This is a genomic window from Nocardia vaccinii NBRC 15922, from assembly GCF_001613305.1.
Taxonomy (GTDB): domain Bacteria; phylum Actinomycetota; class Actinomycetes; order Mycobacteriales; family Mycobacteriaceae; genus Nocardia; species Nocardia vaccinii.
Genome location: NZ_BDCC01000009.1, coordinates 38,417 through 62,072 on the forward strand (window position 1 = coordinate 38,417; position 23,656 = coordinate 62,072).

At 67.7% G+C, this 23,656-nt stretch carries 22 protein-coding genes; 11 read left to right on the forward strand and 11 right to left on the reverse strand.

Annotated features, from left to right (window positions below; all coding sequences use genetic code 11):
- Positions 1-16: 16 nt before the first annotated feature.
- Positions 17-2,863 carry a DEAD/DEAH box helicase gene (locus tag NV1_RS04870; RefSeq protein WP_067885942.1) on the reverse strand — a complete coding sequence of 949 codons (2,847 nt, stop codon included), beginning with the start codon at positions 2,861-2,863 and terminating at the stop codon, positions 17-19.
- A gap of 386 nt (positions 2,864-3,249) precedes the next feature.
- Positions 3,250-4,176, reverse strand: a complete 927-nt coding sequence (locus NV1_RS04875; protein ID WP_245713556.1) for a hypothetical protein — start codon at positions 4,174-4,176, stop codon at positions 3,250-3,252.
- 535 nt (positions 4,177-4,711) lie between these two features.
- On the opposite strand from NV1_RS04875, the gene NV1_RS04880 reads away from it, so the two are divergent.
- Positions 4,712-5,416 carry an HNH endonuclease family protein gene (locus NV1_RS04880; protein WP_373864583.1) on the forward strand — a complete coding sequence of 235 codons (705 nt, stop codon included), beginning with the start codon at positions 4,712-4,714 and terminating at the stop codon, positions 5,414-5,416.
- A gap of 141 nt (positions 5,417-5,557) precedes the next feature.
- On the opposite strand, the gene NV1_RS04885 is transcribed toward NV1_RS04880, so the two are convergent.
- The 3 genes from NV1_RS04885 to NV1_RS04895 form a co-directional block, all read right to left on the reverse strand.
- A complete protein-coding gene (locus tag NV1_RS04885) occupies positions 5,558-6,379 on the reverse strand; it encodes a sulfurtransferase (RefSeq protein ID WP_067885947.1) in 822 nt (273 codons plus the stop codon).
- A 45-nt stretch (positions 6,380-6,424) separates the two neighbouring features.
- Complete coding sequence (locus NV1_RS04890) at positions 6,425-7,822, reverse strand: benzoate/H(+) symporter BenE family transporter (RefSeq protein ID WP_084525088.1); 1,398 nt, start codon at positions 7,820-7,822, stop codon at positions 6,425-6,427.
- A gap of 248 nt (positions 7,823-8,070) precedes the next feature.
- Positions 8,071-8,874, reverse strand: a complete 804-nt coding sequence (locus NV1_RS04895; protein ID WP_067885949.1) for an SDR family oxidoreductase — start codon at positions 8,872-8,874, stop codon at positions 8,071-8,073.
- Positions 8,875-9,153: 279 nt separating this feature from the next.
- Between NV1_RS04895 and NV1_RS04900 the strand changes: the two genes are divergently transcribed.
- Positions 9,154-10,377, forward strand: a complete 1,224-nt coding sequence (locus NV1_RS04900; RefSeq protein ID WP_084525089.1) for an IS110 family RNA-guided transposase — start codon at positions 9,154-9,156, stop codon at positions 10,375-10,377.
- Between the two features lie 529 nt (positions 10,378-10,906).
- Here the strand turns inward: NV1_RS04900 and NV1_RS04905 are convergent.
- Entirely contained in the window at positions 10,907-11,449 is a 543-nt protein-coding gene (locus NV1_RS04905) for an Lrp/AsnC family transcriptional regulator (protein WP_067885951.1), read from the reverse strand.
- A gap of 296 nt (positions 11,450-11,745) precedes the next feature.
- On the opposite strand from NV1_RS04905, the gene pdhA reads away from it, so the two are divergent.
- The 3 genes from pdhA (at position 11,746) to NV1_RS04920 (ending at position 15,286) form a co-directional block, all read left to right on the forward strand.
- Positions 11,746-12,825: a pyruvate dehydrogenase (acetyl-transferring) E1 component subunit alpha gene (gene pdhA / locus NV1_RS04910; protein ID WP_067886640.1), complete on the forward strand. Its 1,080-nt coding sequence runs from the start codon at positions 11,746-11,748 to the stop codon at positions 12,823-12,825.
- Positions 12,822-13,802, forward strand: coding sequence for an alpha-ketoacid dehydrogenase subunit beta (locus NV1_RS04915; RefSeq protein ID WP_067885953.1), 981 nt, complete (start codon positions 12,822-12,824; stop codon positions 13,800-13,802). The genes pdhA and NV1_RS04915 overlap by 4 nt, the downstream gene beginning before the upstream one ends.
- 134 nt (positions 13,803-13,936) lie before the next feature.
- Positions 13,937-15,286: a dihydrolipoamide acetyltransferase family protein gene (locus NV1_RS04920; RefSeq protein WP_067886642.1), complete on the forward strand. Its 1,350-nt coding sequence runs from the start codon at positions 13,937-13,939 to the stop codon at positions 15,284-15,286.
- A gap of 239 nt (positions 15,287-15,525) precedes the next feature.
- Here the strand turns inward: NV1_RS04920 and NV1_RS04925 are convergent, their stop codons facing one another.
- Positions 15,526-15,981, reverse strand: a complete 456-nt coding sequence (locus NV1_RS04925; RefSeq protein ID WP_067886644.1) for an acyl-CoA thioesterase — start codon at positions 15,979-15,981, stop codon at positions 15,526-15,528.
- An 87-nt stretch (positions 15,982-16,068) separates the two neighbouring features.
- On the opposite strand from NV1_RS04925, the gene NV1_RS04930 reads away from it, so the two are divergent.
- From NV1_RS04930 to NV1_RS04940, 3 genes are all read left to right on the forward strand, one after another.
- Entirely contained in the window at positions 16,069-16,644 is a 576-nt protein-coding gene (locus NV1_RS04930) for a TetR/AcrR family transcriptional regulator (RefSeq protein ID WP_067885955.1), read from the forward strand.
- A 71-nt stretch (positions 16,645-16,715) separates the two neighbouring features.
- A complete protein-coding gene (locus NV1_RS04935) occupies positions 16,716-17,504 on the forward strand; it encodes an oxidoreductase (protein ID WP_067885957.1) in 789 nt (262 codons plus the stop codon).
- Between the two features lie 51 nt (positions 17,505-17,555).
- On the forward strand, positions 17,556-17,846 hold the full coding sequence (locus NV1_RS04940; protein ID WP_067885959.1) for a hypothetical protein: 291 nt from the start codon (positions 17,556-17,558) through the stop codon (positions 17,844-17,846).
- Here NV1_RS04940 and NV1_RS04945 read toward each other — a convergent pair.
- The 4 genes from NV1_RS04945 to NV1_RS04960 all read right to left on the reverse strand — a co-directional run bounded on the left by NV1_RS04945 (position 17,840) and on the right by NV1_RS04960 (position 21,217).
- Entirely contained in the window at positions 17,840-18,160 is a 321-nt protein-coding gene (locus NV1_RS04945) for a hypothetical protein (RefSeq protein ID WP_067885961.1), read from the reverse strand. The genes NV1_RS04940 and NV1_RS04945 overlap by 7 nt on opposite strands.
- Positions 18,161-18,324: 164 nt before the next feature.
- Entirely contained in the window at positions 18,325-19,755 is a 1,431-nt protein-coding gene (locus NV1_RS04950) for an NAD(P)(+) transhydrogenase (Re/Si-specific) subunit beta (RefSeq protein WP_218026917.1), read from the reverse strand.
- Positions 19,755-20,054 (reverse strand): NAD(P) transhydrogenase subunit alpha part 2, encoded by a 300-nt coding sequence (locus tag NV1_RS04955; protein ID WP_067885963.1) that lies wholly within the window; start codon positions 20,052-20,054, stop codon positions 19,755-19,757. The genes NV1_RS04950 and NV1_RS04955 overlap by 1 nt, the downstream gene beginning before the upstream one ends.
- A complete protein-coding gene (locus NV1_RS04960) occupies positions 20,054-21,217 on the reverse strand; it encodes an NAD(P) transhydrogenase subunit alpha (RefSeq protein WP_067885965.1) in 1,164 nt (387 codons plus the stop codon). The genes NV1_RS04955 and NV1_RS04960 overlap by 1 nt, the downstream gene beginning before the upstream one ends.
- Positions 21,218-21,571: 354 nt before the next feature.
- On the opposite strand from NV1_RS04960, the gene NV1_RS04965 reads away from it, so the two are divergent.
- Genes NV1_RS04965 through NV1_RS04975 form a run of 3 tightly spaced genes read left to right on the forward strand, consistent with a single transcriptional unit; the run spans position 21,572 to position 23,514 of the window.
- The gene (locus NV1_RS04965; protein ID WP_067885967.1) at positions 21,572-22,048 is read left to right on the forward strand and encodes an HIT family protein; all 477 of its coding nucleotides are present in this window, start codon (positions 21,572-21,574) and stop codon (positions 22,046-22,048) included.
- Complete coding sequence (locus tag NV1_RS04970) at positions 22,045-22,857, forward strand: maleylpyruvate isomerase family mycothiol-dependent enzyme (protein WP_067885969.1); 813 nt, start codon at positions 22,045-22,047, stop codon at positions 22,855-22,857. Before NV1_RS04965 ends, NV1_RS04970 begins: the two co-directional genes overlap by 4 nt.
- A 6-nt stretch (positions 22,858-22,863) precedes the next feature.
- The gene (locus NV1_RS04975) at positions 22,864-23,514 is read left to right on the forward strand and encodes a Type 1 glutamine amidotransferase-like domain-containing protein (RefSeq protein WP_067885972.1); all 651 of its coding nucleotides are present in this window, start codon (positions 22,864-22,866) and stop codon (positions 23,512-23,514) included.
- Positions 23,515-23,656 lie beyond the last annotated feature (142 nt).

Here is a 23,656-nt window from a genome sequence, read left to right on the forward strand (position 1 = left end):
CCCGCACCGGTTTCGTTCATTCGCCGACCGCCTCGGACCCCAGGGCGAACAGCGCGCCGATCTCCTCGGTGCTCAATTCGGTGATCCAGTTCTCGCCCGAACCGACGGTCAGATTCGCCAATTCCCGCTTGCCGCTGATCATATCGTCGATGCGCTCCTCGATCGTGTCGACGCAGACCAGCTTGCGCACCTGCACATCACGCCGCTGACCGATCCGGAAGGCTCGGTCGGTGGCCTGGTTCTCCACCGCGGGATTCCACCAACGATCAAGGTGCACTACGTGATTGGCGGCGGTGAGATTGAGTCCGGTGCCACCGGCCTTGAGCGACAACAACATCAGCGGCGGACCATCATCACTCTGAAATCGGTCGACCATCGCATCGCGCCGCTTCTTGGACACCCCGCCGTGCAGGAACGGAATCTGCGTGCCGAACCGCTCGTCCAGATACGGACCGATCAGATCGCCGAATTCCCGGAACTGGGTGAACAACAGAGCCTTCTCGCCGTCGGCCAGCACCGATTCGAGAATGTCCTCGACCAGGCCCATCTTGCCGGACCGATGGCGGCCGCGGCGCAGCACGCCCGATCCGTCGCCCAGGAAATGTGCGGGATGATTGCACACCTGCTTGAGCCTGGTCAGTGCGCCGAGCACCGCGCCGCGGCGGGACATCCCCTCGGCGTTCTTCAGTTTCGTCACCATATCGTCCACCACGGCCTGATACAGCGCGGCCTGTTCCACGGTCAGATTGGCGCGCACCGTCATCTCGATCTTCTCGGGCAGATCGGAGATCACGGCCGGATCCGTCTTCACCCGGCGCAGCACGAAAGGCGACGTGACCGTGCGCAATCGGGTAATCGCGTTCTCGTCGCGCTCACGCTCGATCGGAATCGCGAACCTGGCGTGGAACTGGGATGCCTTGCCCAGCAAGGACGGCGCCGCGAAGTCGAGGATCGAGCGCAACTCCTCGAGCCGGTTCTCCACGGGAGTTCCGGTCAGCGCCAGGCGATGCGGGGCGGGCAGGGCGCGCGCGGCGCGCGCCTGGCGGGTGTTCGCATTCTTGATGTGCTGCGCCTCGTCCAGGGTTATCCGCCGCCAGGGCTGCCGCTTCAACTCCTCGAAATCGCGGGCAAGCAGCGCATAGGTGGTGATCACCAGATCCGAATCCGCAACGGCCGCATCGAGTTCGGCGCCCGAGCGGCGCGCCGCGCCGTGATGCACCAGAACCCGCAGGCCCGGGGCGAAACGCTCGGCCTCGCGCTGCCAGTTGCCGACCACCGACATCGGGCACACCAGCAACGTCGGCCCGGGCTCGGAATCGCTTGTGGCGCACTCCCTTTCGTAGACCAGCAGGGCCAGGACCTGCAGCGTCTTCCCCAGGCCCATATCGTCGGCGAGGATCGCGCCGCAGCCGAGCCGGTTCATCGTCGCCAGCCAGGACAGGCCGCGCAGCTGATACGGCCGCAGCTGCGCCTTCAGGCCCGATGGCGGCTCGACCGGATCCGCCGAGCGGGTCGCCTCGAACAGTTCGGCCACCCAGCCGTTCGCGGTGACGTCCTCGATCGGCACATTCCGGACCTCGGAGGCGGCGATCTCGGCCAGTAGCGCGGTCAGCGATCCGACCTGTTCGTCGGTGCGGCCGTCCAGATACATGGCCGCGGCGGCCAGCGTCCGGTGGTCGGCCTGCACCCACTGACCGCGCAGTCGCACCAGATCGGATTTCGATTTCACCAGCCGGGACATCTCGGCCGGGGTGAGCACGATATCGCCGAGCGCCAACTCCCAGCGGTAGGCGACCAATCCGCTCAGGCCGACCTCGGTCTCGGTCGCCGCGGGACTCTGCACCCGCATTCGCATACTCGGAGCGACGATCCGCCATGCGCGCGGCAGCAGCAGATGCACTCCCGCGGAACGCAATTCGTGCGCACCGTGGGCGACCAGATCCTGGACGACCGGGGTCGGCAGCAGGAAATCCATCCCGCGCGGGTCGCGCGGCAACTCCCGCAACATCGGATACGCCTGGATCGCCGCGGCCACCCGCTCACCCGCGGTTCGCACCAGCGCGGGATCGCCGATAACCGGAACAGGTTGTGGTGCTTCACCTTCCATGCGCAGACAGACCTCGAGCCGCCACAGCGCGTCGACGGTTTCCGCGCCCTGCCCGGGATCGTCGTCCGGTTCGAGCAGGCGCAGCACGAGTTCCGGTTCACCGGTAGTCAGGCTGGTCCGCCACTGGTCGAGCACATCGGCCACCCGATGTGAACCGGAATCGAGCGGCGTATCGGCGATCAGCGCGGTCAACAGCGGATGGGCGGGGCGGTGATGCGAGCCGATCGCCGCGGTGTCCAGGTGCAGGCGGGCGATCGGATCGGTGAGCTCGGCGACGAGGTCTTCCAGCAGCGCTGCCGGGCGTCCGGCCACCCGCAGGGCGGGCGGCATCGCCGCGGCCAGCTCGGCCAGCCACGCGCGCTGCCGCCGGCCGCCGACCAACCGCCAGCGCACCCACCACTCGCCGTCGTCGCGCCGGAGCTCCGGCACGATCCGCCCCGCTCGCACCCAGCGTTCTACACCGCACCCGACATGTCCGAGAAACCGCAGATCACCAGCGACGACGGCGGGCGGCAACCGCTGCAGCAACACCTGCGCGGCCATCGGCGGTGCGAGCGCATGTCCGCGCACCGTGATCTCCTGTGGCCCCTCCGCCCCGGCGACAAGGACATGCGCCCGATGCCGGAACCGCGCCGTCTGCATCACCCCGCCGAGCGGATCGGGCAGGCTCACCGCATCGATCGCGGACACCGCGCCGGCATCGGGATGGCGCCACAGCACCAACCCCGACCCGGGTGTCCACAATCCGTGCAGCATCCAACCATCCAATCAGGTGGCACCGACAAGTCGAGACGGCACCGGATCGTCGCGGTCGTCCGGGTGCATGCGCCCGCCGCCGATATCGGTGGCTACCTTCCCCGGAAACCGCCGGACGGCGCCTGCGCCCGCGGCGCGGTCGGGTCATGGTGACCGGATACGCGGATGTACGAGGGGCCGGTCACCACATCAGCACATGTTCCGATGCGTAGGTGGTATCGGCCCGTTCCACGCCGGGCGGAACCCCGACGTACCCGGGCCGGTGGTGACCACGACCGCGTAGGCGGTACGGGTTCGAGCAACCTGAGCCCACGTGCTCGACGAATACCGCGCTGCGGGACCATATGGTCCCGCAGCGCAGCAGTTTCGAAAGCCCGGTGGATTGCTCAGATCGCGCTGCCGATGGCGGCGCCGGCGACGCCACCGATCGCGCCGCCGACGACAGCGGCCGGGATGCCGACCGCCGCGGCACCCGCCGCGGCACCGACCGCCGTTCCAACGGCCCCGCCGACGGGAACCCCGACGACGGTCTCGGAAGTGACGGCGACGCCGATCACACCACCGAGCATGCCGCCCACGACACCACCGGCTACCGCGGCGGGCACGCCGGCCACGGTCGCGCCCAAGGCAGCACCGGCGAGAGCACCCGCAGCCACCTTGTCGGAACGGCTCGGGTTTATGCCGACGGAGTTCAGGCCCGTGGAGAGGTTGGCCTCGGCCTGGGCGGCGGTGACGTTGACGTTGTTCAGCACGTCATTGGGCACGGAGTCCGGGACCGGAGAGGTGAAATTGCCGAGGCGCAGCGTGCGCGGCGGCGGCGCGATCGGCTTGACCGGTTTCACGGCGGTGGGCGCGTGCAGCTGGGTCCAGTTCACGGCCGGGGCGGACTCGTACTCGTCCTGCGGAATGGGCCGGAAGTCCGGCGGGACAACGTAATCCGGCGCGGGCGCGGCCGGGGTGACCCCGGGCTGCACGGTGACCCCGGGGGTGACGCCCGGCTGCACGGTGGTGTGCGGGGTGTACAGACTGTCCGCCCACGACGGTGTCACACCGGGCTGCGGGGTGCCCGAGGGCCCCGCCTGCGGCTGCGGCCCCTGATCCTTGCTCGGCGGGGGCGTGACCGCCGTACCCGGCACGGTGGGCTGGGTCGAGTCCTGGGTCGGCGCGGTGGATGCCGATGTGGCAGTGGACGATTGCCCCGACTGATGGGTCGTACTGGAGCAGCCGACGACCAGTGCGAGTGGAATCGCACCCACCGCGGGCAACATCACCCGCCGTGCCGCCGTACCGAACTTACGATGCCGCCCTGCCACGTGAACACCCACCTCATCAGATTCTGGAATCAACAGCCCCCCGTGACCGCATGTCACGTGCGCACGCAGGATCGTAACTACCGGATAACGTTGTCACGAAACCAATGTGATCAGGAGCACAGTAACGGATATCCGCACCGGGCAGATAGATTTTCCTCCAACTGCCCTGTCTACCAGTGCGATTGCCGCTCGAACACTCGAACGGCCACTGGACACGCCGCAGGTGCGCCGCGCCGACTCCCGAAACACGCACCCCTTCCCGGGCGGGCCCGCACGCCGGCTGCGCACGCCCGCATGCCATCTCGTCGGCAGCGGGCATCGGCTCCGAATCGACCGCCCCTGCCGCGACGTCGCCGGACCCGCGCACAGCCCCGTCAGCCTGTCGAACCCTCGATCGCCGCAGGGATTCTCGATCCGGCCGTGCTCAGTTCCACAGAGCCGTAGCCGATCTCGGCGAACCATCGCTTCGATCCGGATATCGGCCCGCCACGCCTTCTCCGGGAATCTGTCGGTGCCACGGTGTAGAAGTGGTGCCGTGCATTCGAACAGGGGCGGATGGGGGTGGGCACTGGCGGCGCCGGTCGTCGCGGTGCTGCTGGCTGTTGCGGTGCTGAAAGGGCCGGGGCTGTTCACCGCGTCGTCGCCCGCACCGGGCAGTCCCACGCGGGCTCAACTCGGACGGCTGCTGGCCGTGGTGCGGGTGCTGCCGCGGCGACCGCATCCGGGTGGATACGAGCGCGGCTGCGCGGCCGGGCAGGGCTGTGTATTCGGTCCGGCCTGGCCCGCGGGGGCCGGCGGCTGCGATTCGCGCAATACCGTGCTGGGCAAGCAGCTCAGCGCCGTGCGGTTCCGCGCGAACACCGATGGATGCGTGGTCGCCGCGGGGACCTTGCACGATCCCTATACGGGCAGAGACGTCGCCTTCGACAGATCCCGGGCCCGCGCGGTGCAGATCGACCACATCTATCCGCTGGCCGCCGCCTGGGATATGGGCGCCTCGGATTGGCCACTGCCACAACGCATCCGCTTCGCCAACGACATCGAATTCAATCTGCTCGCCGTCGACGGCCCGGCCAACCAGAACAAGGGCGACCGCACCCCGGCCGACTGGCTACCGCCCGCACCGGCCTACCGCTGCTACTACGCGGGTCGCTACCTCGCCGCCGCGGCCCGCTACGCCCTGCCCATCACCGCTGCGGACCGTGATGTCCTGTCCCGCACAGCCGACGACTGCCCCTGACGCATGTCGCAGGGCCGGACACTGCTATCGACGGCCCGGACATTCACCATCTCGCCCGGATGCCCCGACGACCGACCACCCCGCCACCCGGAGTACCGGTTCCCGGGCCAGCGGAAAACCGCAGTGCCCGAACCGGTTCGATCAGTCGGTGGCGACGGGGCGTTCCGGATCGCCGCACCACTGGGACCAGGACCCTGGATAGAGGGTGGCCTCGATACCCGCCGCGGCGAGGGCGGCGATCTGGTGGGCGGCGGTGACACCCGAACCGCAGTACACCGCCACCGGACCGGCGCCGAGCTCGGTGAACCGGGCTCGCAGCTGATCGGGGCTCTTGAAAGTGCCTTCCGAGGTGAGGTTCTCGGCAGTGGGTGCGCTCACCGCGCCGGGGATGTGCCCGGCGCGCGGATCGACCGGTTCCAGCTCGCCCCGGTATCGCTCGCCCGCGCGGGCATCGAGCAGCAGACCGTCCCAGGCCGCCACGCCATCGGCATCGATGACCGGCATAGCGTCCGCGGTCAGCACGACATCGCCTGGGGCGGGGTCGGCTTCGCCGCCGACGGCGAGTTCACCACCGGACCGCTCCCACGCCGGGAGCCCGCCGTCGAGGATCCGCACATCGTCCATCCCGGCCCAGCGCAGCAACCACCAGGCGCGCGCGGCGGCCAAACCGCCGGTCGCGTCGTAGACCACGACCGGCTCACCGGTGCGCAGGCCCCAGCTTCGGGCGCATTTCTGCAGATGCGCGATCTCGGGCAGCGGGTGACGGCCGCGCGCCGGAGAGGGCGGAGCGGCCAATTCGGTCTCCAGGTCCACGAACACCGCGCCGGGGATGTGCCCGCCCAGATAGTGCTGGGGACCATCCGGGTCGCCCAGCGCCCAGCGCACATCGAGCAGATGCGTACGGGACGCGTTGTCGCCCAGCTGTTTCCGAAGGTCCTCCGCCGAGATCAATACCGAGGCCAAGCCGACTCCTCTGTCACATCTGTTCCCCCGGGACGCGAATGTCTCTCACCCTACGACAGGACGTTCCCCGGTGGGCCGGCGTGGCGAATCGCCCGCACGGCGCGCCGAGAGCGCCCCGCGGACCAGCAGCCCGGCCACCAGCGCCCAGAAGGCCGCGCCGATACCGAACGCCGCGAATCCGGACGCCGCGACCAGGAAGGTCACCGTTCCGGCGATCCGATGCTCGGCCGAACTCAGGGCCGCGGTCAGCGCGGTGGCGAGCGTTGCGATGAGGGCAAGCCCCGCAACGGTTTCCAGCACGCCTTTCGGTGCGGCGGCGACCAGGACAACCAGAGCGCCCGAGACGAACGCCAACACGAGGTAGGAACAGCCCACGGTGAACACCGCGATCCAGCGTCGCCGCGGATTCGGATGCGCGGACGGCGCTGCCGACAAGGCCGCGCTGATAGCGGCCAGGTTGATCGCGTGCGCGCCCGCGGGCGCGCCGATCACCGTGCCGATTCCGGTCGCGGCCATCGCCGCGCGCCACGGCACCCGGAAACCGTAGGACTCCATGATGGCCACGCCCGGGATGTTCTGCGCGGCCATCGTCACGATGTACAGCGGTATCGCGATGCCGATCAGCGCCGTCCAACTCCAGTGCGGCACAGTCAATTCCACTCGCGGGACCATCGCCGCGAGATCCAGCCGCCGATGTTCGACCGCGATGTCGACACCGGCCCCGACCGCGGCGGTCGCGAACGCCGCGAGCACGGCCCAGCGCGGGGCGAACCGCTGCAGTGCCAGCCAGACCACGATCACCGGGACGACGACCGCCGGACTGACCGTCAATGCGTGCATCGGGGCCAGGCACAGCGGCATCAGCACACCGGCGAGCATGGCCTGCGCGATCTCGGCGGGAATGGCCGCGATCAACCGGCCCAGCCGCTGCCAGAACCCGGTCAGCACGATCAACACCCCCACCACCGCGAACGCACCCACCGCCGCGGGCCAGCCCCCGGACACCGCGCCGGTCCCCGCCAGCAGGGCCGCACCTGGCGTCGACCAGGCCAACGCGATCGGCATCCGATACCGGCGACTCAGCACCAACATCCCCACCGCCTGCGTCAAGCAGATCGCCAGCAGTCCCGAGGCCGCCTGCCCAGGCGTTGCCCCCACCTTGGTCAACCCGGTGAGCACCACCGCGAACGTGCTGGTGAACCCCACCAACGCGGCCACGATCCCGGCACCGACCGGCTGCCAGATCCCCGGATCATCGGAGCCGACGTCCGGCCGCGAGGCGCTATCGGAACCAAGGGCGCGCTCGACGTCCGAGCCGGCGTCGCCAACGCCCGAACCTGGGTCGCCGACATCCGGGCCGGGCTCGGCAGACGCACTGGACTGTGCGAGAGATCGACCGGACCGCGGATTCGGATCACTGGTCTGCGGTGCGGTGAAGGCCATTCCGCTATCGTCCCGGGCACGGACAGCCCAGTCAGCGGCCAATCGTCCGAAAGTGGACCGAATTCGGTCCTCACCACCGCAGGAAGCCCGCGTCGACCTGCGGATTGCGGCGGCCCGGACGGCGATTCGAATGCTCCACGGGTTGTTCGAGGGCGTTCGATGGTCGGTCGGTGCTGTTGTTTCAGCCTCGCCTCAGGGGGTCGTCGATCCAGTTGATGAAGGTGAGCACCGCCGGGTGATCGAAAGACTCACTGCTGCAATGTGGCCTGGTACCGCCGCATGCCCGACAGCCAGCGGTCGTAGTCGGCGCTCTTGTGCCGGTACATCTCCAGCACCTGGGTGTGCGGCAGGATCAGGAATCGTTCGTCGGCGACACCGGCCAGCACGTCGCGCGCCACCTGTTCCGGTGTGAGCACCGCACCGGCGGAAACGACCGCGCGGATCGCCTCCTCGTTCGCCGCGGCCTCGGTGAAATTGTCGTTGCCCGCGCGCAGCAGGTCGGTGTCCACACCCATCGGGCATACACAGCTGACCCGAATTCCCTTGTCCCCGTAAGTGATATTGAGCCACTCCGCGAATCCGACGGCCGCATGCTTGGTGACCGCGTACGGCGCGGACCCGATCTGGGTGAGCAGCCCGGCCGCCGAGGCGGTGGCGACGAAATACCCGCTGCCACGCCGCACCCATCCCGGAACCAGGATCTGCGCGGCCCGCACGTGCGCCATCACATTGACTTCCATTGCGGCGGACCACTGTTCGTCGCTGCCGTCCAACCCTCGCGCACCGAAGATCCCGGCGTTCGCGAAATACAGATCCACCGGCCCGAATTCCGCCTCGGCCCGCGCCACCAGCCCCCGGATCACCGTCGAATCGGCGACATCTCCCACTGCCGACACCGCCGACTCCCCCAACTCCGCGGCCACCCCGGCCACCGCTTCGTCCAGATCGGCGAGCACAACCCTCGCCCCGGCCCGCACCAACCCCCGCGCCAACGCCGCCCCGATCCCCGCCCCAGCCCCCGTAACGATCGCCACCTTGCCCGAAACATCCATATCCCGCACCCTAATGGGAATTGATCGGCGAGCCTTCAACCGGGAGTGATCGGTGGGGGTGAGGCTGATCAACCGAGCCGCCGGCCGGTGAGCACTTCTGTTCCCTGGAGTGTTGTCCGATTCCTAGGGTTAGATCGTGCCCCGGCCGGTCGGTGAGGCTGCCTGTAGCGCTGATGGGGTGTCGTGCCGGGTTGAGCACTGATCCATTAGGTCGCCGCCGGGTCGCCTTGGGCTCGAACACATTCCACGCTCTGATCGGCACGAGGAAGGGGTGATCCATTGATCTTCGTCGGCGATGACTGGGCCGAAGATCACCACGACGTCCACATCATGAACGCAGACGGCGAACGGCTGGCCTCCCGCCGCCTGCCCGAGGGGCTAGCAGGCATCCGCACCTTCCACGACCTGGTCGCTGCCCATGTGACCAATCCGGGCGAGGTCGTGATCGGCATCGAAACCGACCGCGGTCTATGGGTCGACGCGCTGGTCACCAGCGACTACCAGGTATATGCGATCAACCCCCTGGCCGCGGCCCGCTACCGCGACCGCCACCACGTCTCCGGGGCGAAATCCGATGCCGGAGACGCGAAACTGCTGGCCGATCTGGTCCGCACCGACCGGCACAACCACCGCCCGATCGCCGGTGACAGCCCCGAAGCCGAGGCGATCAAGGTCCTCGCCCGCGGCCACCAGAACCTGATCTGGGCCCGCAACCGCCACACCAACGCCCTGCGGTCGGCACTGCGCGAGTACTACCCCGCTGCCCTGGACGCTTTCGATGACCTGGCCTGCCGCGATGCCCTGGCTGTGCTAGGGCGAGCACCCAGCCCGGCCGAAGGCGCCCGCCTCAGCCTCTCGGCGATCGGGGCAACACTCAAACGTGCTGGACGCCAACGCAATATCGAACAACGCGCTGCGCAGATCCAGGTCGCGCTACGTGCCGAACACCTGCACGCGACCGACGCGGTCACCACCGCGTTCGCGGCCACCACTCGCGCCGCGGCCGGCATCATCTCCGAGATCAACACCCAGATCAGCGAGCTCGAGACCGTGCTCGCGACGCATTTTGACAAACACCCGGACACCGGTATCTACCGTTCCCTGCCAGGACTTGGTGTCATCCTCGGCGCCCGGGTGCTCGGTGAGTTCGGAGACGACCCGAACCGATACACCACCGCCAAGTCTCGCAAAAACTACGCCGGAACCTCACCATTGACCGTCGCGTCGGGCCGAAAACGCGCCGTACTCGCTCGACACGTCCGCAATCGCCGCCTCTACGACGCCATCGACGCCTGGGCCTTCTGCGCCCTGCAGAACAGCCCCGGCGCCCGCACCTACTACGACCAGCACCGCGCCGCCGGAGACCTACACCACCAAGCCCTACGCGCCCTGGGCAACCGCCTCATCGGCATCCTCCACGGATGCCTCCGCCACCACACCCCCTACAACGAACAAACCGCCTGGGCACACCGACAAACCAACCAAAACACCACAGCCGCTTGACAACCTACGGTCCTGGGATGTCTAACCCCGCACCCACCCGGCCACGGGCGAACGCCCGGCGCGGAACGGCGCACAGCCGCGCCGCCGGGGAAGACCGTTCCGGATCCCACCCATACCGCGACCGGACGCGCCCCCGACATCGCCGCACCATCGGCGCCCTCTCGCGCCAGAATGTCGGATCCCATCCGGAGACCGATCAGGTCACCGACCGCTCGCGAGTCCGTGCCGACAAGGAGCGCGTGGTGATTCCCGCGGTCGATCTGACGGCAACCTGGCCCAGAACGCTCGCGACGAGCCGCACGCGACGCGAGAAGTACCGGCGTGCGGGCGATGTGGTCATCCTGGCACATGTTCCCCGCTGCGGCGACCGGGTCCTTCACTCCGCCCGGTACGCACGAGCACGGGCCCGCCGCCGGACGCGGCCAATGCAAAAGGATGCCCACACGCCTCGGAAAACAGCGCTACCTCAGCCGGACTCGGCGGCGGCGCGAGCGATGCGAGCGCACGGACTGCGCCGATAAAGGCACCCTCAGCGGGAAGGGCGGGGAGCCGTGCGAGCGGAGTCCTGGCGGGGGGAGCCGTTCGCGCGGGAAAGGCGTTGCAGCAGAGGGGCGGTGCGCGGACCGACCAGTTGCTGCATGACCAGGGCCATATTGGTGCGTTCGACGCCGGGGATCTTCAGGATGCGGCCCGCGATGCGGTAGAGGTCGTCGGCGTCACGAGCGACGACACGGACAGTGAGATCGGTCAGGCCGGTCATTCCGCAAACCTCGGTGACCTCGGGAACCTCGGCCAGTTCGGCGACGACCGCATCGAGTTGATGCTGATCGACCACTACCGCCACGAACGCGGCCAACTGATAACCCAGCGCCCGCGGATCGACCCGGCGGTCGAATCCGGCGAGGACTCCGGCCGCCTCCCAGCGGGCGAGACGCGCCTGCACGGTGTTGCGCGACAGACCGAGCCGCGTGGCGAGTTCGACACCGGTCGCCCGGGGATTGGCGACGAGTTCGAGCAACAGCCTGGCATCGGTCGCGTCGACGACGGCTCCGGCGGGTTCTGCACTGGACATGTTATGCAGTATGACAGCAATTGGCGGTCACAGATCACGCACTCTGCACAGTTCACATGTTGATGCTTGCGCATGTCGCACAATCGTGGATGCTGTGAAGTAGAGCACATCACTTCCTCGCCCGACCCGGAGATCCCGGACCGGCTACAGGCCAGAAGGCAGACGTACCAGAACGGCTACGTTTCAGGAAGGCGGCAACGATGCCCACCACCTCCGCGGCAACGGCCACAACCCGGGCCACGCCCGCATCCCCCGACACCGCGTCTCCCACCGGCGCGATCGCCGCCACGACGAGCCTGCCCGAGAAGCTCGCCTATCCGGTGCAACTGGTCCAACCCGACGGCCGCCGCGTCCTGGATCGCGAACACGCCGCCCTGGTCGCCGATATCGGCCCGGATCGAATACGCCGGCTCTATCTCGACATGGTCGCCGCCCGCCGGATCGATACCGAGGCGACCGCACTGCAGCGCCAAGGCCAGCTCGGACTGTGGCCGCCGCTGCTGGGCCAGGAGGCCGCACAGATCGGTTCCGCGCACGCCCTGCACCCCGACGACTACGCATTCTGCAGTTATCGCGAGGCCGGGGTGGCCTACTGCCGCGGCGTCGATCCGGCGCAGATCACCCGCCTGTGGCGCGGCGTGGCGCATTCGTGCTGGGATCCCGCGCAGATCAATATGACCAATCCGGCCATCGTGGTGGGCTCACAGGGACTGCACGCCACCGGCTACGCCTACGCCGCCCATCTGGACGGTGCGGAGATCGCGGTGATCACCTACTTCGGCGACGGCGCGACGAGTCAGGGCGATATCGCCGAGGCTCTGGGCTTCGCGGCGTCGTGGAGTGCGCCGGTGGTGTTCTTCTGCCAGAACAATCACTGGGCGATCAGCGAACCCGTGCGGGTGCAGAGCGCGACTCCGATCGTGCGACGCGCCTACGGTTACGGGATACCGGGCGTCCAGGTCGACGGCAACGACGTCCTCGCCGTTCTGGCCGTGACCAGGCAGGCCGTGGCTCGCGCCCGCGCGGGCGGCGGCCCGTCGTTCATCGAGGCGATCACCTATCGGATGGGCCCGCACACCACCGCAGACGATCCCACCCGCTACCGCTCGGCCGCCGAGACCGAGCTGTGGCGGCGTCGCGACCCGATCGACCGGATCCGCCGCTTGCTCGAACGAGAGGGCTTGTGGGACAGCGATTTCGAACGAGAAGTACGGGAACGCTCGGACGAGGTCGGCGCCCGGCTGCGCACCGCGACGATCACGATGCCCGATCCCGAGCCGAAGGATCTGTTCGAACACGTCTACGCCACCCCGCATTCGCTGGTCGAGCGGGAACGCCGGGAGTACACCGCCTACCTGGAAGGAGTTCGGCCATGACCATCACCTTCGCGGCGGCACTGAACTTCGGCCTGCGCCGGGCCCTCGAGGCCGACGCCCGGGTCGTGCTGATGGGCGAGGATATCGGTCGTCTCGGCGGCGTCTTCCGGGTCACCGACACCCTGCAGAAGGATTTCGGCGACAACCGCGTCATCGACACGCCACTGGCCGAATCCGGCATCGTGGGAACGGCTTTCGGCATGGCACTGCGCGGCTATCGCCCGGTGTGCGAGATCCAGTTCGACGGGTTCGTCTATCCGGCCTTCGATCAGATCGTCTCCCAGGTTGCCAAGATCCACTATCGAACGGCGGGAAAGGTGCTCGCGCCCATCACGATTCGGATTCCGTTCGGCGGCGGGATCGGTTCGGTGGAACATCACTCCGAATCACCCGAGGCGTATTTCGCGCATACCGCGGGCCTGCGCGTGGTCTCGCCGAGCACCCCGTCCGACGCCTATCTGATGATCCGCCAAGCCGTTTCGCTGGACGATCCGGTGATCTTCCTCGAACCCAAACGCCGCTACTGGGACAAGGACGAGGTGGACTTCGCCGCCCTGGACCGGGATCCGTTTCCGCTGGAGCGGGCCCGCATCCGCCGCGCGGGTACAGATGCGACGGTGGTCGCCTACGGCGGTATGGTCCGCACCGCGCTGACGGCCGCCGAGATCGCGGCCGGGGAGGGGCGTTCGCTCGAGGTCGTCGATCTGCGCAGCCTCTCCCCGATCGATTTCGGCACCATCGAGGATTCGGTGTTGCGCACCGGGCGGCTGATCATCGCGCACGAGGCCCCGGTCTTCGCCGGACTGGGCGCGGAGATCGCCGCCCGCATCGCCGAGCGCTGTTTCTACCAGCTAGAAGCACCGATTCTGCGCGTCGGAGGCTTCGACATCCCCTATCCCCCGGCTAAGCTCGAACGGCACCACCTGCCCGACCCCGACCGCATCCTGGACGCGGTCGACCGAACGCTTGCCGCCTGATCCGCCCGTTCAGACAGAGGTGCCCGTTGGACGAAGCTGCCGCACAAGATCCCCGGTCGACCAGCCGGCCCCCGGAGGAGAACAGCCGCGCGAATGCGGACGATCCCCTACCGAACGGCACCGACGATCCGCGGGTGCTCGAGTTCCGGCTTCCCGATCTGGGCGAGGGGCTGACCGAGGCGGAACTGGTCTCCTGGGCAGTGTCCGTGGGCGAGTCGGTGGAGTTGAATCAGACCATCGCCGAGGTCGAGACGGCCAAGGCCCAGGTGGTGCTGCCGTGTCCGTTCTCCGGTCTGGTCACCGAGCTGCTGGCCGCCCCGGGCGATACCGTCGCGGTGGGCGCGCCGCTGATCCGGGTGCGCAGCGACCGTGGCGCGGCCACACCGCCCGCGCCGAGCGAGCGCCGGTCGGTCCTGGTCGGCTACGGCCCGGACGACGAGACCGCTTCGCGCCGCCCCCGTCAACGACCTGATATCCCCGCGAAGGACCAAGATTCGACGGAAACCACACAGCTACCCGCACCGGCCTATCCGGACCGCCCCTCGGCCACGCCGGGCGCTCGCGCACTGGCCCGCGAACTCGGCATCAATCTCGCCTTCGTTCCCGGTTCCGGACCGGGCGGGGCGGTCACCGTCGAGGATGTGCGGCACGCGGTGCCGGTTTCCCAGCCGATGAACCGGGCACGTCCGGAGGACGAGGCGTTACCCAACGCACCGCGTCCCAGCGTGCCGCCGGTGCCCATGATGCGCCCGGACGGCGGCGTCATCCGCCCGACCCCGAGCACCGGCGAGACCCGCGCCCCGGTGACCGGCGTGCGCAAACGCACCGCCGCCGCCATGCTCACCAGCGCCCGGACGATTCCGCAGGCCAGCGCGTTCGTCACGACGGATTTCACCGCCTCGATGGAACTGCTGGACCATCTGCGCACGACCGATTCGTTCATGGGCCTCTCGCTCACCCCGCTCGCACTGGTGGCCAAGGCGACGCTGGTGGCGATGGCGGAATTCCCGGGCGTCAACTCCTTCTGGGACGAGGAGAACCACGAGGTCGTCACCAAGCACTATGTGCATCTGGGGATCGCGGTGGCCACCGAGCGCGGACTGCTGGTGCCGAACGTCAAGGACGCGCACACCCTGAGCCTGCGCGAGCTGTGCAGGGAGATCGGCTGGCTCGCCGATATCGCCCGGACCGGTTCGGCCACGCCCGCGGATCTGCGCGGCGGCACGTTCACCATCAGCAACGTCGGCGTCTTCGGGGTCGATGCCGGTGTGCCACTGGTCAATCCGGGCGAGGGGGCGATCCTGTGCCTGGGGTCGATCCGCAAACAACCGTGGGTCTATCGCGACGAACTCGCCGTCCGCTGGGTCACCACCCTGGGCCTGAGCTTCGACCACCGGATGATCGACGGCGAACTCGGCGCCCGTTTCCTGGCGACCGTCGCCTCACTGCTGGAGGACCCTCTCACCCTGCTGGGCCGAATCTGACTGCGTCCTTGGCCTCCGCTTCGCTGCGGCGTGTTCGCGGCCCCGAGGGCTCGCCGTTCAGCACTCGAGACTCGGGCTTCGCACATGCGCTTCGAGCGCTGAACGGCGAGCCGGCCGCGAAGTCCTCGCTCGAAAGCTCGCTCCGTGCGGGGCGCGAAAGAGCGCACGTTTGCCTCTGCTGGTGCGGGTGTCCCGTCGCCAACGATGACAGGACTGCAATTGCTGACGCGGGCGTCGACTCACTCAGTTTTCGGTTCGACGGCCAATTCGGCGGCTGCCGCACGGATGACGGCCGGGATCTGCACGGATTTGCGGGTCTCGTTGTCGACGTAGACGTGTACGAAACCGCCGGTGGCCGCCAGTTCGAGGTCTTCTCCGACCTCGTCTGCTCCGACCTCTCGGAAGATGGCCAGGTCGTAGGTGATGCTGGAACGGCCGAGGCGGCTGACGCGCAGGCCGACACGCAGTCGGTCCGGAAAACTGAGCGATCCGTGGAAGTCGCACGAGGTGCGCGCGACGACTCCGATGGCGGGCAGGTCGCGGATGTCGGTGCCGGTGGCGTGCATCAGCCAGGCGTTGACCGCGGTGTCGAAGTACGAGTAGTACGTCACATTGTTGACGTGACCGTAGTGGTCGTTGTCCGCCCACCGGGTCGGTACCGGCCAGAGCACCGGATAATCCTGCGGAGTAGTCACCACCGAACAGTAACCACCCCTCCGGTTCGGCCGATACAGCCGCTTCAATTCTTGACCTACAGGTCCAGAATCCCTATCGTTCATCTCATGGGCAGACCACGCACCTTCGAGGACGACGCCGTCGTCGATCGCGCGATGGAGACGTTCTGGATCAACGGATACGCCAACACATCTCCCGCGCAGCTCGCCGAAGCCACCGGCCTGGCCAAGGGCAGCCTGTACAACGCCTTCGGCAGCAAACGCGAGCTGTTCGAGCGAGCACTCGCGCGTTACGACCGGATGGGGATCGAGCTGACCGCAGATTACATGTCCCGGCCCGGCAGCACCCACGAGGTCGTGGGTGCGTACCTGCGGTATCTGGTCGACGCCGATATCGCGGATCCGGATCGACGCGGCTGCCTGGCCGCCAATACGGCACTGGAGTTGTCCGGACACGACGCGGAGATCCGCCGCATCGTCAAAGCCATCGCCGAACACAACCTCACCGCCCTGGCCGACCGGATCGCCCAGGGCCGCCGCGACGGCGACGTCGGCCGCGACACCGATCCACGCGCCGCCGCGGAGTTCCTGATGAACACCATCGCCGGACTTCGCGTCATGGCCAAGAGCTACGACCTGGCGGTCCTGTACCGCATCATCGATACCGCACTCAGCACGCTCTGAAATCCCTTCCACCGCAGCGCTTTCCGCTGCCCTAGTTTTTGACCTACAGTTCAATAAGGAAAGGCAATCCGATGGATCTCGAATTGACCGGCAAGACCGCCGTCGTCACCGGAGCCAGCCGCGGCATCGGCCTGGCCGTCGCACAGGCGCTCACCGATGAGGGCGTGCGCGTCGTCGGCGGGGCGCGCACCGTCACGCCGGAACTCGAAAAAGTCAGTGTCGCAGCGGTTTCCGCGGATCTGAGCAGCACCGAGGGCATCGCCGCGCTGTTCGGCGCCGCGCAGGCGGAACTGGGCGGAATCGATATTCTGATCAACAACGTCGGCGGCGGCGACGTCGATCAGATGACCCTGGGCGGATTCCTCGACATCCCCGACGAGCAGTGGGACCGGATATTCGAACTGAACCTGATGAGCGCGGTCCGGGCCACCCGGGCGGCACTGCCCAGCCTGATCGAACGTCGCGGTGCGATCGTCACCATCTCCTCGATCAACGCCCACTTGCCCGCGGTCGGTCCGGTCGCCTACAGCGAGGCCAAGGCCGCGCTGACCTCGTTCTCCAAGCGGATCAGCGAGGAATTCGGGCCGCGCGGTGTGCGGGTGAACACCGTATCCCCGGGTGTGGTCGGCACCCCGCTGTGGCGCGAAGCCGGCCGGTTCGGCGCCAAGGTCGCCGAGGTCAGCGGCGTCGGCCACGAGGAGTTCCTCGCCGCGCTACCGAAGCAGTTCGGCATCGCCTCGGAGCGGATCACCGAGCCGGAGGAGGTCGGCGCGCTGGTGGCCTTCCTGGCCTCCGGACGCGCGGGCAACATTCTCGGCGCGGACTACGTCATCGACGGCGGGACCTTGAAGGTGATGTGAACGGTGCGTGAGCGCGCCCGCCACATGCCCTCCCGGCGTTAGAGTTCGGGGATGTTCGAGAATCGGCGGCACGAACGCAGGCTGCAACGTATCGAGTACAAACTCGATCTCATCATGCGACATCTGGAGATCACCGATTCCTCTGCGCCGCCGAACGATTCACCGACTCGGCCGATGTCCGGATCCGCGCCGCCCTCCGGCGCGGACCTGGCCGAGATCGATGCGCTGATAGCGCAGGGCAAGAAGATCCACGCCATCAAGCTCTACCGGGAAATGCTGCCCGAGACGTCGCTGAAGGACGCCAAGGATGCGGTGGAGGCCCGGGAGCGGCCGTACTACTGAAGGTGCTTGTCCACCGTGACCGTCAGGTCCGGCCACGGTGGGCGGCGCAGGACCGCGGCACTGGTCAGTGCCGCGGCCGCGAGACCGATCAACAAGGCCAACAAGGTGATTCGGGTGTCGTCGGTGGCAGGTATCCATTTCGAGTCACCGCCCTGGACAACGATCGCGCCCAAGGGGCGCGGTCCGCGACGGGATCGGCCGCCGGGCCGGGCGACGGTGATGATCGTCGCGCCGCCGGGGGTTTGATACGGGGTACCGAAGATTGCCGAATCGGGCACTTCCGCAGGAAGTTCGAGATGCTCTCCGGTCGTCATACTGCCCCCTGACTCGAGTATCGGACATCGATCACCGGCTTCGTACCGGTGAGCTGGACGGTGCACAGCCTAATCGTGTTCGAATGCCCGCGGCGAGATCGACGCGATCGATCCGAAACGGCCCGCACCGAATCGATCGGTGCGGGCCGGTTCCTGCGAAACTGCTACAGCGCCTTGAGTTCTTCGGTCACGGCGCCGACCGATTTCTTGGCGTCACCGAACAGCATCGAGGTGTGGTCGGCATAGAACAACGGGTTGTCGATTCCGGCGAATCCGGAATTCATGGAGCGCTTCAACACGATCACACTGTGCGCCTGGTCCACGTTCAGCACCGGCATCCCGTAGATCGGGCTGGACGAGTCCTCCCGCGCGGCGGGGTTGGTGACATCGTTCGCGCCGATCACCAATGCCACATCGGTACGCGCGAATTCACCGTTGATATCGTCCATCTCCTTGAGCGCGTCATAGGAGACCTCCGCCTCGGCGAGCAGCACGTTCATATGACCGGGCATACGACCGGCCACCGGATGGATCGCGTACTTCACTTCCACGCCCTTGGCCTCCAGCAGCGAGGCCATTTCCTTGACCGCGTGCTGGGCCTGCGCCACGGCCATCCCGTAGCCGGGCACCACGATCACCTGGTTCGCGTACGCCATCTGAATCGCCGCGTCCGCGGCACTGGTGGCCTTGGCCTGCTTCTGCTCACCGCCGCCGGCGCTGGGGGCGGTGCCTCCGCCACCGAAACCACCGGCCACGATCGCCGGAATCGACCGGTTCATCGCCTTGGCCATCAGGTTGGTCAGAATGCTGCCCGACGCGCCCACGATCATTCCGGCAACGATCATCGCGGTGTTGTTCAACGCCAATCCGGCCGCCGCGGCGGACAATCCGGTCAAGGCGTTCAGCAGTGAGATCACCACCGGCATATCCGCGCCGCCGATCGGCAGCACCACCATGAGCCCGAGCACGCCGGCCAGGACCAGCACCGCGATCATCCACAGCTGCGAGACGCCGTGCCCGGTCGCCCCGACGCCGATCACGATCGCGCACGCGATCGCGCCCACCAGCAGCAGGAGGTTGAGCGGTTGCTGAAGTTTCCCGACACCGATCGGACGCCCGGGGAGGATTTCCTGGAGTTTGCCGAACGCGATCAGCGATCCCCAGAACGACACCGACCCGATGATCGCCGCGAACAGCGATCCGACCACGATATGCACCGTGGGCTGCTCGTCGAAATGGGAGAAGCCGTGCGAGTTCAGGAATTCCGACCACGCGATCAACGCGACCGTCCCGCCGCCGACACCGTTGAACGCGGCCACCAGCTGCGGCATCGCGGTCATCTTGGTGAATTTCGCCGGGGGCACACCCAGCACCACGCCCACCACGATTCCCGCGATGATCAGAATCCAGTTACCGGTGTGCCGCACCGAGATCAACGTGGCGACCACCGCGATCACCATGCCCGCCGCGGCGATCAAATTCCCTCGGACCGCGGTCTTGGGACCCGTCAGACCCATCAGGCCGTAGATGAACAGGGCGAACGCGATGATGTACAGCCCGTTCACCAGATAACTCACGTTGTCGAAGGTATGCATCACTTATCTGCCTTCTTACCTTTGAACATGCCGAGCATCCGGTCCGTAACCACGAAACCACCGATCACGTTCAAGGTTCCGAACACCACGGCCACGAACAAGATGATCTGGGTCAGGATCGAGGGGTCCTTGACATTGCCCAGCGTCACCAGTGCGCCGAGCACGACGATTCCGTGAATCGCGTTGGTACCGGACATCAGCGGCGTGTGCAGGGTATTGGGGACCTTCGAGATCACCGCGAAACCCACGAACCCGGACAGCACCAGAATCGCGATATTCGCCAACAACTCGGTATACATCAGCCTTGTTCCTTCCCGGCCGAGCCGGCCACACTCGAATCCGAGGTGTCCGCAGTCGAATCCGTGGTATCGACAGAGGTTTCGGCCGAGTCCGTCTTCGCCTCCGCCTCCGCGTCTCGGGTGACGCACGAGTCCGCGAGGACCTGATCGGTGAAATCCGGTGCCAGGACACCGTCGACGAGCATCAACTCCAGCAGCGCGGCAATATTCTTCGCATACAGCTCACTGGCGTGCTCGGGCATCGTCGCGGGCAGGTTCAACGGTGACGCGATCGTCACGTCGTGCACCACCACCGTCTCGCCCGGCTTCGTGAGCTCACAGTTGCCGCCGGTCTCACCCGCCAGGTCCACGATCACGCTGCCCGGCTTCATCCCCTCGACCGCGGCGGCGGTCACCAGGCGCGGCGCGGGACGACCGGGCACCAACGCGGTGGTGATCACCACGTCGAAACCCTTGATGGCGTTCTCCAGGGCCTGCTGCTGCTGAGCTTTTTCCTCGTCGGTCAGCTCACGCGCGTAGCCGCCCTCCCCGGCGGCGTCGATGCCCAGATCCAGCCACTGCGCGCCCACGGACCGGACCTGATCGGCCACCTCCGGGCGCACGTCGTAACCGGTGGTGCGACCACCCAGGCGTTTGGCGGTGGCCAATGCCTGCAGGCCCGCGACACCGACGCCGAGCACCAGCACCGTGGCCGGTTTGACCGTCCCCGCAGCCGTGGTCAGCATCGGGAAGAACCGCGTCGACTCCGAGGCCGCCACCAGAACGGCCTTGTATCCAGACACATTCGCCTGCGAGGACAGCGCGTCCATCACCTGGGCGCGGGAGATCCGCGGAATCGCCTCCACCGCGAACGCCCGCACCCCCGCATCGCGCAACGCGCCGATCTTGTTGTCCGCGTTGCGTGGAGCCAGGAAACCGATCACCGTCTGCCCCGCGGACAACTTCGCGATCTCCGCATCACTCGGCGGGGCGACCTTCACCACCACCTCCGCCGGCCACGGGTCACCGATCACCGCGCCGACCTCGGTGAACGCCGTATCCGGGATCAGTGCCCCCTGCCCGGCGCCGGCCTCCACGACAACCTGGACCCCCTGCTTCACCAGGCCCGCAATGATTTTCGGCACCAACGCAACCCGGCGCTCACCGGGATTCGTCTCACGCACGACACCGACACGGGTAGTCTGCGGGGCGCTCCCATCATCACCGGGTGGCGCTGCGTCGACTCCGCTCTGCGTTGTCTCCACTGGTCAACATCCTTACTCGTGACGGTAGCCGGCCCCACGGTTCGTGCGGAGCCTCGAGCCGTTCCTTCGGCCCCGAAACTTACCCACCGGTAGGTTTCAGGTCGCACAACTGTACCGGCTCGCCGGTGAGCGTATCCGAGATCAATCTCACACGCCGTTCCGGTTCGTCCGTATCGCGAGTGCGCCGCGCCCACGAGCACCGGACCCGCCTCTGACCCGGGCAAAGCCGACCGGGGGTGTCCCGCAGGCTTCGTACACCGTAATGTCTCGACTGTGAGCGGCTGCATATTCTGCGCGATCGCCGCGGGCACGGCACCGGCGACGAAGGTCCACGAGGACGACACGTTGTGCGCGTTCCTCGACATCCGGCCCATCACCCGCGGGCACATGCTGGTGATCCCCAGATGCCACGCGGCCAATCTGGACGACCTCGACGCGACCCTGGGCGCCGAGCTGTTCACCCTCGGCCATCGGATGGCAAAAGCGTTGCGCCGCAGCACCCTCGGGGCCGATGGCGCGAATCTCATCCTCAACGACGGGAAGTCGGCCTTCCAGACCGTGCACCACGTACATCTGCACGTGGTGCCGCGGCGCGCCGGCGATATCCGATCCTTCGCCACCGGAATGCTCTTTCGCGGACGGGTCGGCAGCCAGCCCGAGCCCGCGACCACCGCCGCCGCCATCCGCATCGGATTGGATCGGCTGAATACCGAGGAATCCGCCGACACAGACAAGGAACAGCAAGCATGACCGACCGCGACGCCCTCGTCACCGCCCTGTCGCAGGAATGGGATTCGCTGACCCAGCTGGTCGCCGATCTCGACGAAAACCAGTGGCGCACACCGTCTCCGCTGCCCGGTTGGACCGTCTTCGATGTGCTGGCCCATCTGGTCGGCATCGAATCCATCCTGCTCGGTGAGCCCAGTCCGGCAGCGGACGCCGCGATCACCGCGGCGCCGCACGTGCACAACGAGATCGGCGCGCTCAACGAGGCATGGATCGACTCGCTGCGTCCGCTGCGGGGCGAACAACTCCTGGCGAAATTCACCGAGGTCACCGATCGCCGGCGCAAGGCGCTGGCCGAGTTGACCGACGATCAGTGGGAGAACCCGTCGCAATCACCGGTGGGCATCGTGCCGTACGGCCGGTTCATGCAGGTCCGCCTGTTCGATTGCTGGATGCACGAACTCGATATCGCCGATGCGCTCGGCGTCGCGGTGCCCGAGGGCGGGCCGCGAGCCGAGATCGCCTTCGACGAACTCACGCCGACCCTCGGACGCGCGGTGGTCAAGGGTGCGCACGCCCCGGACGGTTCGCGAATCAGCGTGATACTGACCGGACCCGTCACCCGGCAGTTGCATCTGGTGGTGGACGGCCGAGCGAATCAGGTCGACGAATTCGACGGCCCCGCTACGGTGCGCATCGAAATGCCCTCCGGGCTGTTCGCCCGGCTGCGCGCCGGAAGAACCACGGCCGCAGAGCATTCGGACCAGATCATCATCACCGGAGATGCGGATCTGGGCCGTCGCGTGATCGACACCCTGCGCTTCACCATCTGAGCACCGATGCGACTGTTCCTGTCCAGCTATCGATTCGGGGCGCACTACGACCGATTCGCCGCGCTCGTGGGCGAACCGGGGCCGATCGCGATCATCCCGAACGCCTGCGACGCCTGGCCCGCCGCCTGGACGAGCGCGGTCACCAGCGATCGAGCCCCGTTGCGCCACGCGGGCTTTCGCCCCGACGTGGTCGACCTGCGCGACTACATCGGCCGCACAGGCGAATTGGAGAAGACGCTGCGGCGGTATCCCGCGCTGTGGGTCCGCGGCGGCAACACCTTCGTCCTGCGCGCCCAATTCGCCCGCAGCGGAGCCGATCTCGTCCTTCGGGACCTGCTGGGCGAGGACGCCCTGGTCTATGCGGGGTACAGCGCCGGAGCCTGCCTGCTCACCCCCGACCTGCACGGACTCGAGTCGGCCGACGACCCGGCCGAGGTCCTGCCCGCATGCGAAGTCGAAACCCGCTGGGACGGCCTGGGTTTGGTGGACCGACGCATCGTCCCGCACGTCGACTCCCCGGCGACCGACCCGGACGGGGTCTGCACCGCACTGGCCGCGAAGTTCCGCACCGAGGGGATCCCGCACTGGGCTCTGACCGACGACGATGCGGTGATCGTCGAGGGAGACCGGGCCGAGGTATTGCTCGGCCGACCCTGATACGCGTCGGCCGTACTCACCGACGTCACCGATCCCGTGCGGGTGCGCGATCCGGTCCCGGCCACGCTGGACCGGCACGGGCGCACCGACGGTCCGGTGAACGACGCCGGGGCCGGCATGATGGGCCCGGTCGCTCGAGGTC